General features: G+C 50.8%; 17 protein-coding genes. All 17 read right to left on the bottom strand.

The genetic code is table 11. The features are described from left to right. Window positions 1–50: 50 nt before the first annotated feature. Window positions 51–812 (bottom strand): hypothetical protein, encoded by a 762-nt coding sequence (locus PHU49_08720; protein ID MDD5244087.1) that lies wholly within the window; start codon window positions 810–812, stop codon window positions 51–53. Window positions 813–983: 171 nt separating this feature from the next. Further along, window positions 984–1,253 carry a hypothetical protein gene (locus tag PHU49_08715; protein MDD5244086.1) on the bottom strand — a complete coding sequence of 90 codons (270 nt, stop codon included), beginning with the start codon at window positions 1,251–1,253 and terminating at the stop codon, window positions 984–986. After that, window positions 1,254–2,912 carry a portal protein gene (locus PHU49_08710; GenBank protein ID MDD5244085.1) on the bottom strand — a complete coding sequence of 553 codons (1,659 nt, stop codon included), beginning with the start codon at window positions 2,910–2,912 and terminating at the stop codon, window positions 1,254–1,256. 9 nt (window positions 2,913–2,921) lie between these two features. Then, window positions 2,922–5,303 carry a hypothetical protein gene (locus tag PHU49_08705; protein MDD5244084.1) on the bottom strand — a complete coding sequence of 794 codons (2,382 nt, stop codon included), beginning with the start codon at window positions 5,301–5,303 and terminating at the stop codon, window positions 2,922–2,924. Between the two features lie 19 nt (window positions 5,304–5,322). Next, entirely contained in the window at window positions 5,323–5,535 is a 213-nt protein-coding gene (locus PHU49_08700) for a hypothetical protein (GenBank protein ID MDD5244083.1), read from the bottom strand. A 3-nt stretch (window positions 5,536–5,538) separates the two neighbouring features. Continuing rightward, window positions 5,539–5,988 carry a GNAT family N-acetyltransferase gene (locus tag PHU49_08695; GenBank protein MDD5244082.1) on the bottom strand — a complete coding sequence of 150 codons (450 nt, stop codon included), beginning with the start codon at window positions 5,986–5,988 and terminating at the stop codon, window positions 5,539–5,541. Beyond that, a complete protein-coding gene (locus tag PHU49_08690; protein ID MDD5244081.1) occupies window positions 5,978–7,603 on the bottom strand; it encodes a phage terminase large subunit family protein in 1,626 nt (541 codons plus the stop codon). The genes PHU49_08695 and PHU49_08690 overlap by 11 nt, the downstream gene beginning before the upstream one ends. Window positions 7,604–7,970: 367 nt before the next feature. After that, complete coding sequence (locus tag PHU49_08685; GenBank protein ID MDD5244080.1) at window positions 7,971–8,417, bottom strand: terminase small subunit; 447 nt, start codon at window positions 8,415–8,417, stop codon at window positions 7,971–7,973. Window positions 8,418–8,547: 130 nt separating this feature from the next. Further along, entirely contained in the window at window positions 8,548–8,760 is a 213-nt protein-coding gene (locus PHU49_08680) for a hypothetical protein (GenBank protein ID MDD5244079.1), read from the bottom strand. Window positions 8,761–8,961: 201 nt separating this feature from the next. Further along, window positions 8,962–9,147 (bottom strand): hypothetical protein, encoded by a 186-nt coding sequence (locus PHU49_08675; protein ID MDD5244078.1) that lies wholly within the window; start codon window positions 9,145–9,147, stop codon window positions 8,962–8,964. After that, window positions 9,122–9,340 carry a hypothetical protein gene (locus tag PHU49_08670; GenBank protein MDD5244077.1) on the bottom strand — a complete coding sequence of 73 codons (219 nt, stop codon included), beginning with the start codon at window positions 9,338–9,340 and terminating at the stop codon, window positions 9,122–9,124. Before PHU49_08670 ends, PHU49_08675 begins: the two co-directional genes overlap by 26 nt. After that, entirely contained in the window at window positions 9,337–9,708 is a 372-nt protein-coding gene (locus PHU49_08665; protein ID MDD5244076.1) for a hypothetical protein, read from the bottom strand. Before PHU49_08665 ends, PHU49_08670 begins: the two co-directional genes overlap by 4 nt. Continuing rightward, a complete protein-coding gene (locus tag PHU49_08660) occupies window positions 9,705–10,037 on the bottom strand; it encodes a hypothetical protein (GenBank protein ID MDD5244075.1) in 333 nt (110 codons plus the stop codon). The genes PHU49_08665 and PHU49_08660 overlap by 4 nt, the downstream gene beginning before the upstream one ends. Then, complete coding sequence (locus PHU49_08655; GenBank protein MDD5244074.1) at window positions 10,034–10,177, bottom strand: hypothetical protein; 144 nt, start codon at window positions 10,175–10,177, stop codon at window positions 10,034–10,036. The genes PHU49_08660 and PHU49_08655 overlap by 4 nt, the downstream gene beginning before the upstream one ends. Window positions 10,178–10,190: 13 nt before the next feature. Next, window positions 10,191–10,745, bottom strand: a complete 555-nt coding sequence (locus tag PHU49_08650) for a CHC2 zinc finger domain-containing protein (protein MDD5244073.1) — start codon at window positions 10,743–10,745, stop codon at window positions 10,191–10,193. A 2-nt stretch (window positions 10,746–10,747) separates the two neighbouring features. Then, window positions 10,748–11,539: a DnaB-like helicase C-terminal domain-containing protein gene (locus tag PHU49_08645; protein ID MDD5244072.1), complete on the bottom strand. Its 792-nt coding sequence runs from the start codon at window positions 11,537–11,539 to the stop codon at window positions 10,748–10,750. Next, complete coding sequence (locus PHU49_08640) at window positions 11,526–12,065, bottom strand: hypothetical protein (GenBank protein MDD5244071.1); 540 nt, start codon at window positions 12,063–12,065, stop codon at window positions 11,526–11,528. The genes PHU49_08645 and PHU49_08640 overlap by 14 nt, the downstream gene beginning before the upstream one ends. Window positions 12,066–12,568: the final 503 nt, after the last annotated feature.

Raw genomic sequence — 12,568 nt, 5'->3', positions numbered from 1 at the left:
TGTTCTACGAGGCTGTATGTGCTTGTTAAGGTTGCCATGTATTGGCCCTCCTATGTTTTGAATTTTGTGTTAGGGAACCGCTGTTTGGCCTTCTCCTCATCCGATCCTTCCCCGCCCGGTCCTCCGCGATCACCACCAATGGAATCATTGGATATTTTTGTCGCTATCGCGTGGAACAGCCTGAGTATTACCGGGTGATTGCCAATCTGAAGATTCCCGATCTTCGACTCTTCGAGAAATTTCTTTCCCTCTTCCTCGCCGATACCCGCCCACGCAATGACGTTTTTAAACGCCCTGTGAGCAAGTTCGGTGTTTGCCTTGAACAGATCGCCCTTCCATGCGTCCTTGAGTGCGTTCACCGCACCGTCAAGGGATTCCTTCTCTATGCGCTCTTCTTCCGCCTTCTGCTGCGCCATTGCCGCCTTCCCCCTGCCGATCATATCGACAAAGGCTTTATGGATCGCTTTGGCCTCGCGTTTCGGGATACGGCTCGTGAGCATGACTTCACGAAACATCTTGTCTGCTTCTGCCTCGATGTCCGCTTTGTCGAATTCGTATCCGTCAGGCGTCTCGGGAACGCCGAGCTTCGCATAAAAGGCTTTCAATTCTTCGGGTGTTGCCTTCTCGTCCGGTATGACTATCGTTTTCCCTTCCGCCTTCAAAAGTGAGTCGAACTTGTCCCATGCCTGCGCCGGTTCCTTGAAACCATAGAAGGACTGGTTGTTCTTATGGGCATCCGGTAGACTGTCCAACCATACGGGTCTTTCATTTCCTCCGCCATTGTTGCCGCCGGCATCGTTATTTACGTCCATGTGAAACCTCCTTATCGGTTTGATACGGGCAAAGAAAAAAGGACGGAGTAAGTGAGTAGGCACCTACTTGCCGTCCTTTGTTTCTCTCTTTCGTCCCTGTGGCTGATCAGGCCGTCAGGGAACCCGTTTAATTATCTTCGTCCGCCTCTTCTTCCCTTATCTTTACATCTGTTACGCATTATCTTTCTCCTTTAACGGCTGCCGTATGAGCCGTCTGATAAATTCCCTTATTGTTTCCCTTCCCACTTCACCGCCGCCGAGTATCTTGAGCAGGCGGACGCCCTGATTTCTGAGCGTCACATCTTCAGGGGTTGCCGATTCCTCCCATACGCCGAAGTCGAAAAGCTGGTGAAGCAATACCTCATCCGCGCCCGGCCTTGAATATACCTTCCGGTATTCCTTTATGGTGTCAATCGTCGGGAAAAGGTCGAGTCTGTTCATTTACGTCCCCATGAGGCCCGATAGCTTACCGTCAAGATTCTTGTCAGCCTCGCTTGCCGTCTTCAATCCTTCCGCTATGCCCTGAACGTTCTCAAGGGCCGTCATTTGCTGCTGGGCCTGTAATCTTCCCTGCCTGATCTGTGCAACCTTCTCGTCAGGCACAAGAAGTTCCTGCGGCACGTTGTTGATCTCTCCAAGCAGGTCTATCGCCGCATCAGCATCGATTTTGTCGAGTGTCTCCGGTTTTGCGTTCAATATCGGCGTGATCTCCATGAAGAATTTGCGTATCCCTTCCTTTGCGAATTTCTCTCTCTGCGCCTGTGCAAGAGGCCCCATGTATACGGGATCGAACCTTAATGAAGAGTCGTTCGCGGCGAGCTCATATAAAATGTCTGGAGGATCGGGCATCCTCCCCGCCGCTACTTCGATGTCGTACACAAGCTCATTAAGGTCGTCAAGTTCCGTGTTGAGAGGCCCGAGCTCCGCACCGAGCACGGCCGCCTTCTCCGCCATCAGTTCAGAGACCTCATAGGCCGTCCGCTGTCCCCTTCCTTCAAGGCTTGCCAGCATGAGAAAGGTGTCCACGTGGAACCGCTCTTTGATCGCGTTCTGCTTCCTAATAATAATATCGTCCGTTGCGGGAAAATCAGATCCGGTATTTGCCGGGGTTATCCTGTCCTTTGCATCGCGCATATAGTTGATGCCGCGCGGCTTCCACTCCACCTTTCCCTCAAGATATGAAGGAACGTTCAGGGGAGGGTCAAGGGCCATCTGCCGCGCTCCAAGGTCGCATTTTTCCATAAGGTTCAAGCCTTTAATGTCTGCTATGGCAAGCATGGCGGGGCTGATACCATACGGCTCTTTTCCCGAACGCATATATCTCCACACGGCAAACGGGAATTTATCGAACCCCGATACCCTGCACAGGTGGTTCCCTGCCATCAGGAGCCACACGGAAGCATATCTTTTGTTCTTCGCGTCCTTCATCCGGCTGTCATATTCCTCGCGCGGGAATACTGCATGGATGATCTCAAATTCAGTGAATGGACTGGATTCATATACCTGCTTGATCTGTTCCGTAAGGTTGTCCTTGCCGAATTTCTGTACAAGCTGCCTTGCTGATAATTTCCTTTTACGGTGGAGAACATCTACTTCCCCGTATCTGTTCTCGGCTATATAGATTTCCCCAGGGTGCACGGTCTCAAAACTGATCCTGTCCTCAATTAAATCCTCTTCCGGGTATGCCGCTGCCGTTCCCGCCGTCAGGCCGTCGTAGATATACATCCACATCTCGCTGTAGAAGTTGGAGCGGGAAAGGGCCTGATACATATTAAACTCGATCTCCTGTAACCATTCACGGACCTCGGGGATCTTGTTCACATTCTTCCTGTTCATTGCATACTTGAACCAGGGAAAAGCGGGGCTCACGTGATAGCCGTGTATCCCATCTGTCGCAAGCACAGCCGCCCCGAGAGCCGTGCCGTCGTATATTTTCTTCCCTTTCTGCTCGCCCTTGAGATACGTGCCCCATACATCCTCACGATGAGGAGCTACATAATCGGCAACGTCCTGAAGGCGATCCATAAAATTAGACTTGTCGCTTTCGAGCTTCGTCTGTCTGCCGGTTATGAGCTTGACAAGTTTCTGATCCTGTTCCACGTCAGGCCCCTATTTCACCCAGTGCTCGATGTTCACATATTCAGTGGTGACCGTATCGCCAGCGTTCTGGCTCTGTATCTGAGCCTTGATCGTGGTTGCCCCGGCAGCCATATCTTTTGTTGCTGTTGCGTAATCCACCACGCTCACCTTGCCGTTGACATTTAAAATGCCCGTGATCTTCTGGTGTGCGGTATCGGTATACTCATGCACGATAAACGTAGCCGTCCAGTCCCCGGCCGCACCATCTGAAGCGGTAAGGCTCATAACCGCCGCATCAAGAAGGTATAGGTGAACGATCATCGCGGCGTTTGCGCCTGTCTTGGTCCCGGTAATCGTGTACTTCAGGGTCTTCCCTGCACTGAACCACCCCGAAGCCATACTGAGCGAAGAACCAGTTACATCTGCCGTACCCGCTCCTGCTTGCGATGTCTGCGTGGCATCCTGGGCGATTACCAGTGGCACTCCACCCGTGTAATCAGGCAGCGTTATTGTCCTGTCGGCGGTCGGATCGGCGATTGCGAGCGTAGTTTCATGGTCGTTTGCCGTCGCACCCTCAAAGATAAAGGGAGTTCCGCCGGAAACGATGCCCGCAACGGTAACGATAGATAATGCGTTGCCTATCGTGGTCGTTCCCGTGCTCGTGCCGGTGTTGATCCCTACGGGCTGGTTATTGTTATTATTGGCAAGGATTCCGCCCGTACCTGAGAGTATTGTTGTCGTGGATGTCGTGTTGGACGATCCAAGGTTGACCGTCTTTGCGGCTGCTCCGTTGCCTATGTCCAGTGTCTGAGCACCTGCCCCGCCTATTGTTATCGTACCTGTAGTTGAACCTGCGCCTACGTTTGTAGCCAGTGCCGCTGCATCGGTATTGACCGATACGGTGCCGAGCACGTTTACAATAGCAGGGGTTGTATTCCCTATTGTCACCGTACCTGTGGATGTCCCGCTATTAATATTCGTCGGCTGGTTATTCGACACGTTGACGTTGACCCCGCCGGAGCCACTGGACACCGCCGTCGAGGAGGTTGTATTTGTCGATCCTACGGATACTGTCTTAGCCCCCGCTCCAGTACCTACATTTAACGTCTGTGCGCTTGCCCCGCTGCCGAGGTCAACCTGCCCCGTGCTTGTGCCAGTGCCGATGTTGACCCCGAAGTTGCTCGATGCGTTGAGGTTAATGGTCGCGCCTGATATTGTTGCGCCCAGAGCACCAGTAAAAAGGCCATTGGAGGTTATCGCGCCTATGCCCGTCATGTCTCCCGTAGCGCTGATGTCCCAATCGGCTGAATTGATCGCTACTGTCTCATTGTTTGAGCCTATGGCTATGCCTACCGTGTTGCCGTTGGTCAGGGTGATTGCGTCCCTGTAGGTCGTATTGTCCACATCATAGGCTTGAAATTTGATCGTTTCTGCGTTTGTCGTGCTGCCCTTGACCGCCTGCCCGTTGGCAAGATTAACGTCCCCTGCGGAGATCGTAAGGTCGCCAGACATGCCAAGTGTGGTTACGCCTGACACTGCCCCTGCGGTCGATATATCCCAGGACGATGAATCGATGCCTACGCTATTCAGGCTTCCGCCGATGGTCACGGTCCCCGTAGAGGTGCCTGTGTTGATGTTCGTTGCGTTGTTGCTGGAGGCATTAAGATTGATGGTCCCGCCATTGATGGTCACCCCCGATGTCAGGCCGGCAAGGGATGAGAATGTGGCAACGCCCGCCTTGGTGATACCCCATGATGCGCTTGTCCCTGTAATGTCGTTCCCGGATCCGGCATTGGAAATATTAATGCCTGAGCCAGTAGCGTTTGCGCTCATCGTAATAGCTATTGCATCGCCAGCCTGAGCCCCTACGGGGGATTTGCTTACGGCCAGAGTATCATTGTTGTCTGCGGCCGCGTTGGTGATCTCAACCGTGCCGCTGTCAGCGGTGATCGTCCTGCCTGATCCTGCTCCGCCGTAATCATATGCGCCGTCGAGAGTCACGCCGCCGGCTGCCGCCCATGTCAGTGCAGCACTGCCGTCTGTTGTAAGGGCCTGCCCCGCTGTGCCGTCAGCAGCAGGAAGCGTATATGTTACGCCCCTGATTATCATCGAGGTGTTATCAAATCGCGGCACACCATCAACCTCGAACGTACCCTCTACATAGGCATCCTCGCCATTCAGGGTCGTTGTCGGCGTACCGTTCCCCACCTTTAAGTTGCCTGTCTTGATATTGAGATATCCCGTCGCGGCCGGCGTAACGGTCATGTTCGCGCCTGACTGATCGATAGAGCCCTTAAACGTGACCGGCCCCTCAAACGTCATGTCGTCCTTGATGGTAGTACCCGTTGCGACACCTGTAAATAATGTCGCGCATAAGAACATTACCAAAAGACCATGTAAAAACTTTTTCATTGCCCGATCCTCCTTATTTTTATTGTCCAAGTAACGTTTTATTCCCATTATTCCCATCGCTGTCTGTAGCGAGTTGCGTTAATATCGTCGCCTTCCGGCCTTTGCGCTTCCGTGCCAGTTCCCTTTCCCTCTGGGCCGCCGCTTCAACGTCTGCATCCGATACTGCTGGCGCAGGCGGTAGGGGCTGTATCGTTGGCGTCCCGCCTCCTCCACCGAATATTCCACCGCACATATTTTACACCTCCATCCTGTAGATACCGCCTACCCTGCTGAACCCCATACGCTCATAGAGCTCGCCTACCTTTCCAGGCATGACACCCGTGGTATTGCGCATAAATATCAATTTCGCCCCGGATATCTTCGCCCAGGCGATAAATTCAATGCAGAGGACATAGAATGCCCTCGACCCCCTATGCTCGGGGAGGACATAGAACAGAAGGTCGCTCGCGTTGAGGTCGCTGGAAAAATACGGAGGGAATATACCACCAATGGCCACTCCCACAATAACGCCGTCTCTCTCTGCTACCCTGCCGAACATCTCAGGCTTGAGAATGATCTGTCTGCATAGGTGCTTGCATTTCTCCTCGCTGAACTCCATTGTCCTGTACTCACTCTCCTCATGGGCCATATGACCTATCTCGATGAGGCGCGGTATGTCGTCGCTGGTAAATGGTCTAATTATCAAAGGGGCTCCATTCCGGGGCCTGTGTAACGTTCCTGCCCCTCACTTTGTTCGGCTGGTTGTCCGCCACGACCTTCGGGTCCTGACATGCCAGCCAAAAATAGTTAGTCGCGTGACGGTAATGATCGGGCCCGAGTTTCCTGTATGTATACTTTTTCGATCCGCTGACCTGATCCTCTTCGAGCACCTTCGCGATATTGCTCACCTCAAGGGCGTACTCCTCTATCTCCGGCGATCTCCGTGGTATGGTTATGATTTGTTTGGCAAACAGGTTATGCGTGCTGTCACATATCTCCGTACGGCGGACTACGACAATACCCGTCTGATCGTCCTGCCTTTTCGATACCTTTTGGTTTTCCGCGTAGTCGCACAGGTAGACCTTGTACTTTTCGGCTGCCTGAAACTCCCTTGCCTTGCGTGTCTCAGGCTCCATGTCGAGGACGGCGCACTGCACGTTGAACTTGATAGCAAGGTCATGCAGGTCTGAAAACTCGCCCACCCTGCCCGCGTAGAGAAGGCGGAACTTGCCGCCCTCAGGATAGCCAATAAGCACGTGGAGTACCTTGCCGACATCGACGCCCATCGAGCATGTCCGCTTGGATGATGTTGCTATGGCATCACTGCCACAGCAGGCGTACACATCCTGTCTGGTCAGCCTGTTTTGCGCGTCGATATAGGCCATACCGAGCTTGGAGTTATATATCTCCTGGAGATTACCGTTTGGAGGATCGAGGAACAGCTTGAGGATCTTGCCGGGGTCGACATAGATGCTGTTGAGCTGGCTGATCCAGTAGCCCTCATAGTCTGCGTTTGGTGATTGTGCAACCCACCTGCCGTCTGACGGATATATCTCCTCACCGCACTTGACACAGGCACGATAGGCGTGCTTGCCGTGGTACTTGACGCACTCCGGGAAATCCAGCTCTAAGCAGCACTCGCGCCCGCATGACTGACACTCGATCACCCATATGCGCTTGTCTGACTGCTCATATATCTTGTCGATGCCATAATCGGGGATTGTTGGCGTGGAGAGATACGCCTCTTCCTGCACCTCGGAGTGGCTAAACCTCTCCAGTGCCATCTGCACCATATCCGGGTCCATCAGATCAACCTCGTCGAAAACAACCTTGTCGACCGGGATTGACCTGAGCTTGGAGGCATCTTTTTTTATGCCCTCGATCTTTTGCGTTGACCGAGCGCCACGGAGATACAGCATCCCCGTACCTATACGCTTGATATTAGTTGAGTCGGTCGATTGTACCCACTGGCCGATAGATGTTGGATTGTCGGCGATGAGGGGATTGAAGCGGGCTTTGGCAAAATCGCTCACGTCGTCGGACGTGGGGAACAAGTACAGCACCCCTGAGGGATACTGCCCGTGGATCTGTCCATGCAGGGTCCGCAATACCTCTATCTCTGTCCAGCCGAGCTGTGCCCCCTTTTTAGCACATCTCTTACGGGCGGTACTCTGCATCGGCTCGACCTGGTATTCGTGGCCCACCGGGGTATATGATCCTGATTGCAGGCGGATACCATTGTAGTACGCCCACAGGAACGCATCGTTGTCGGCCATACACTGTTTCAAGGCTGCATCAGATTGCATCATGCCTTTTTCCATTTCCTCCCCTGCCTCTTTAGGCAGTTTTGTAACCCCTTAAAAACCTGCATACAATATTGAGCATTGTCACGGCTCCCCTGTCCTGTTCCCCTGCCTGTGATCCTCTACCCAGGACGAATAGAGGCAGTATGCAGGCTGAGTGTCCTCAGAAAAAATCCGTGTTTTGTCCGTCACCCCGTACAGTCGGGCGATCGGTGCGCCGGGTATCAGCGCACTCAATACCTCTCGATTTCACAATTGTTCCGATAATAAACAACATGTTAACTGCACCACTAAGTAACATGCTGTAATTATTCACATTATAAAAATTACGCTTTTTCACAAGCAACCTCGGCCACTATGGCGGGTTTGCGGGCGTGTAATACACTCATTTCCTGAGCTCCGCAAGCTCTTTTTTGGCCTGCTCAATAGCCAATTCCTTCAGCATTGCTCTCTCTTCGGGCGTATAATGGATCTGATCAGGATAGGTAATCTCTTGCTTTTGTGCCGGTTCATCCCCTCTCAACTTGCAGAGATACTTCAAGGCGTCCATCTTGTCGTAAAGCTCATACTCAATACGGGAATCCTTAAAGATCGATGTACCGTCCGAACTCTCCTTGATGGTCGTATGCTCTTTTACCTTTTTGACCGCCGCCGATTTGCGCTTGCTGATCTTATCCAGACAGATAGCTTGCACCTCGCCACCCTCAGAGATAGAAACGTAATCTTTGATGTTCGAAAAGGCGATTGCGGCAAACTCTTTGATAATCTTTATGTCCGTGATCCCTTGATCTTCTATGCGTTGTCGCATCGTAGGGGCATGGACTTCATCCACTGATACACTCATGATATGAGGATAGCAGGTCCATTTTTCCCTGCAAAATTTTCTCTTATGATTGTTTCTGAAGGGTTGTACGCGAAGCGTTGTAACTAAGGATTGTAAATTTCATCTTTTTTATTTTTTTTTATATCGCGCCGACATTCCTTGATTTCAAACCGAGAAATCTTTTTACAATACTCGGGAAAAAATACATCCTGGGGGCCGGGGGTCTCCCCTTTTTGAGATAATATATCGCGCCGACATCCGATAATTCCTTTTTCATACCAATGGCCTTATTCATGTTTAATCCCGTCATTTCGCAAAAGGCCTTCCAACCTTGAACAGCTTTTTCTTCCATTCACCCCCCTCCGGCAACACCAAACAACAATAATATCCACATCCACAATGCTATTACACCGAGGACATATGCTGCGGTGACGAGCATATCATTTTTCCCCATTGGTTTTCCTCACCGGACATTCCCCCTTATCGCACTCCTCCTCGTACCGCTCGGGGTGCAGACATTTACCGTCGCGGGCCAAGTATAGACAGACGTAGGTCACATCCTCTCCTTAACCGCATGATAGACAGTCTCAAGGTCTTTGATATTGACCGACACATATTGCAACGGCATAAGCGAGCCATCCTTGTGCTTGCCGACAAGCTCAAAGATTACCCTGCTGTCCTCTATAATCACTTGCTTCTTGAGGCGGTTATCTTCAAAGAATACAATCTTTTTTGGCATCCTGCCCCCTTATTACGGCATAGAACAGCACATATACCAGCGCATGGGTCATGGTGAAAAACGCCCATGCGAGCCACAAATAGAGTTTTGCCATTGGATTAACTTCCCATATGTCGAACAGGAAAGAGAACAACGCAAATTGCGCTGTGCATACTAATTGCCAGTAAAGGATTGCCTTGCGCAGGTTAGTCATGGCAGCGTCCTCACATTGCACAGGTGTTTTTTGTCCACTGCCTGTTTGACAAATACCTCAGCCTCTTCAAAACTATGGATGATCAGGTACGTGCCGCCGTGATCCTCAACCGATTGCTGGAAATCCTTCTGATAATCGTTCTGGCTGTCCCCCTTCGGCCGCTTGATCTCGATCCAGTAGGTCTGGCCGTCCTTAATCGCGGTCAGGTCCGAGATCCCGTTGTAAGATAGGGCATGTTGCCGGTTCGGGAAGACAAAAAACCCATAGAAAGTCAGCAGTTTCTCCACCTGGCCTTGGATTACTTTGTGCAGTGGGTTGTCCGGATCCGGCGGCTTGCGGGGCTTGCGGTTAAGCAGCGGACGGTTCACGCCTCCTGCTCCTTTTGTTTTTTTCTTAAATGTACCTCGCAAAGCATTTGCCATGTCCAGGCCGACGCAGTCACAAACCATCCGCATGAAGCCAGGGCTGCAATGAAAAGCAAATCGTATGCCGTTGATATTGATTGCGGTACAGCAAACCCTTGCTTGTTGATCTCTTTTTGTGCTTCAGTTGAAAATATCGCTAAAGTACACAACACGACGATCAACCATACCGCGAACAATAAAAGATTTTGCGCCCATTGCTTTTCTAAATACAGCGCGTTAAGGGCCACGAAGGCCATGAGAGAATTAAGTAATATCCATTTTAAAATTTTCATGTCTCCTGCACCCCCTCCTCATACGGCGCCGGCGCTTTTTTCTTCCTGGGCCCGCTGTACCTGCTGGCGAACTTCACACCTACCAGAACGAGAAAAGCGTCCCTTATGTTGCGCCGCATCTTGCGTAATAGTTTTTTCATTGATATGACCTCCTTATCTCAATCGTTTTACTGCATCAATGAAACTCAATCCTTCTCTCTCCATCACAAAGGCGATGGTGTCCCATGTCTTACCACAGGCGCCGAAGCACGTTGCTCGGTTATTGTGCAGGGAAAATGACGGCTGCCTGTCATCATGGAAGGGACACAATGCCATCCCGCGCTTGAACTCGTAAAGCTCCTCGAAGGGGTATTCCTTTGCGCGTCGTATGTCGTCGTCTGTGATCTCCTGCTTCTGCTTGTTCGCGGGATGCCGCCTGAAATATATCTCATCCTGGAGCTTGCTGATCGTCTTGACGGTCCCGAGAAGCTGGTCACCGACGAACAGGCGCGTATCTACATCGTCGGTCTTTGATAACTTCTCATAATCGGCCATGAGGTAAAGCGCCTTTTCAACCATGCCTTCCATGCATTCCTTGAGATATTCGACACGGGCGCCGTTCTTAAATTCTTCGGGATATTCCGCTACGTGCTGTCTGATCTTCTCACGGGTTAATGGCACAATACCTACCTTGAAATCGTCGAGTATTTCCGCTATGCTTTCAAACATCGTCATTCCTCCATCGCGGTCGTTTCTTCATACTTCCCGTCCCTCAGGATCAGGGCTATGCGGTCGTCGATGATGCCGCGTTTTCTGTTTTTGGCAACTTTGAGAATGGTGATCCAGCGGTCCTTTACGTGTCGCCAGACATAAAGCACTGAATCGGCCTCCTGCTCGATGAACGATGAATCGCGGGTATGACCGAGACCGGGCTCTTCTTCGGGTCTCGTTTTTGTCATGTGCGCTATAAGAAAAATCACGATATTGTGCTTGATGCAGAGCTGCTTCAATCCCCGGACGGTTTCGCCTATGATGTAGCTCATGTTCTGTTTCGGGCTCATCGTGACAAGGTAATGAATATGATCTATAAAAACCGCCTGTGTGCGGTATTTGAGTTTAGACTCAAGGATGCGGTCCTCCAGCCATTTCAGGGTATTGCCCTTGAGCTTCGCGGGCATGTAGATATACTTCTGGTGATCATCGCTGAAGGTCGAAAGGAAGTCGTCGGTCCCCACCTCGTAGGAGAACCACAGGGGATAAACAAGCTGCTCCGACATATTTTTGGTGAAGGTCTGCGCTATTGTCGTCTTGCCGTGGCCCGTAACACCTGATATTACAATAAGCTGCCCGGGGTAGAAGCCGTCGAGTACGCGGTCAAGCGTGGGGATCTTCGACATGATCTTTTCACCCTTCGGCACCTCGGCCCGGTAGAGCTTCAACACTTCTACGGCCGGCAATACCCGATCTTCACCGTCATACTTGACGAGAGCTTGTTCCCGTTCGATCTGTTCAGCCAATGCCATGCTCGCGCTCCTCTTTCTCTATGTCGGCCACCGTGGAAAAGTATTTTTTCTTTTCAGGTTCTATCGGTGATTCTATTTTATTCAACCAATTCAGGATAAATCGCGGGGTCTTTTTTCTGTTCTTGTTTTTTGGAAGCAATAACCACTGGTCCATCTTTGCAAGTTCCATTTCGATGTTGATGTGTTTATAGGCTGGATTGTTCTTGAGGGATGTTAAAAATTCCTGATTAATATTTCCGGTGGGTACTATACTTCTTTTCTTTTCTTTTCTTTTATATAGTATAGTTTGTTGATTTTTACCGCCGGAAATCTCTTTTCCGCTGATTTCTTCCGCCGAAAATTGAGTATCTTCCGCCGGAAATCCATAAACCGCCGGAATTACATCTTTTGTGATAGGTTTATTTTCACGTTTTCTGTATGCGTCTGAAATACTATTAACAAGATCCTCAGAATAGATGATGTTGTACTTTAACCACAGGTCTTTATTAATCTTTCCCGTGTGAGCCATGATGTTAAGCATGTCCATACCCGATTCTTCGTCACAGTGAAGCCGTGAGAAGAAATACATCCTATCGGGATTTATTCCGCCGGAAATCGGATTTATTCCGCCGGAAATACAAAAATGGTGGTCCGGGGTGGCACATAAAAATCTCAATACATTCGTAAAAAACCCCGTTCCCTTGCAGCCATACTTCGATTCCAAAAGGTACAAGGTCTTGCCGTCCTTTACGTAGAATGGAAAATAATCAACGGTTGTTTTAGTGTGTCTACCCACGTTCTACCCTCCCCCTCTCGATCAGCGCCTCATTGCCACACCGTGGACAACATGCCTCAAAGTAATATCCCGTTGGATATATACTAACCTTCATCTCCTGTGTGATTCCTTTCTCGGCGCAGACGGGGCATAAAGTAGGCCCAGGCTCTGCTCCCGAGGCCCTGGAGGGTGTTGTATGAGAAGCGTTGGAGGATTGCTGGTATGTCATTTTGCCAGTTTGCGTAATTTCTGCATGTTTTTCTCAGACGGTCTTG

It is taken from the genome of Syntrophorhabdaceae bacterium, from assembly GCA_028713955.1.
Taxonomy (GTDB): Bacteria; Desulfobacterota; Syntrophorhabdia; order Syntrophorhabdales; family Syntrophorhabdaceae; genus UBA5609.
This window is presented reverse-complemented; position numbering and strand designations above follow the sequence as displayed.

Coding starts and splice junctions, on each gene's coding strand:
- PHU49_08720 (MDD5244087.1), bottom strand. CDS start 812: ATGGACGTAAATAACGATGCCGGCGGCAACAATGGCGGAGGAAATGAA.
- PHU49_08715 (MDD5244086.1), bottom strand. CDS start 1,253: ATGAACAGACTCGACCTTTTCCCGACGATTGACACCATAAAGGAATAC.
- PHU49_08705 (MDD5244084.1), bottom strand. CDS start 5,303: ATGAAAAAGTTTTTACATGGTCTTTTGGTAATGTTCTTATGCGCGACA.
- PHU49_08700 (MDD5244083.1), bottom strand. CDS start 5,535: ATGTGCGGTGGAATATTCGGTGGAGGAGGCGGGACGCCAACGATACAG.
- PHU49_08690 (MDD5244081.1), bottom strand. CDS start 7,603: ATGGAAAAAGGCATGATGCAATCTGATGCAGCCTTGAAACAGTGTATG.
- PHU49_08680 (MDD5244079.1), bottom strand. CDS start 8,760: ATGGAAGAAAAAGCTGTTCAAGGTTGGAAGGCCTTTTGCGAAATGACG.
- PHU49_08675 (MDD5244078.1), bottom strand. CDS start 9,147: ATGCCAAAAAAGATTGTATTCTTTGAAGATAACCGCCTCAAGAAGCAA.
- PHU49_08670 (MDD5244077.1), bottom strand. CDS start 9,340: ATGACTAACCTGCGCAAGGCAATCCTTTACTGGCAATTAGTATGCACA.
- PHU49_08660 (MDD5244075.1), bottom strand. CDS start 10,037: ATGAAAATTTTAAAATGGATATTACTTAATTCTCTCATGGCCTTCGTG.
- PHU49_08655 (MDD5244074.1), bottom strand. CDS start 10,177: ATGAAAAAACTATTACGCAAGATGCGGCGCAACATAAGGGACGCTTTT.
- PHU49_08650 (MDD5244073.1), bottom strand. CDS start 10,745: ATGTTTGAAAGCATAGCGGAAATACTCGACGATTTCAAGGTAGGTATT.
- PHU49_08645 (MDD5244072.1), bottom strand. CDS start 11,539: ATGGCATTGGCTGAACAGATCGAACGGGAACAAGCTCTCGTCAAGTAT.
- PHU49_08640 (MDD5244071.1), bottom strand. CDS start 12,065: ATGGACATGCTTAACATCATGGCTCACACGGGAAAGATTAATAAAGAC.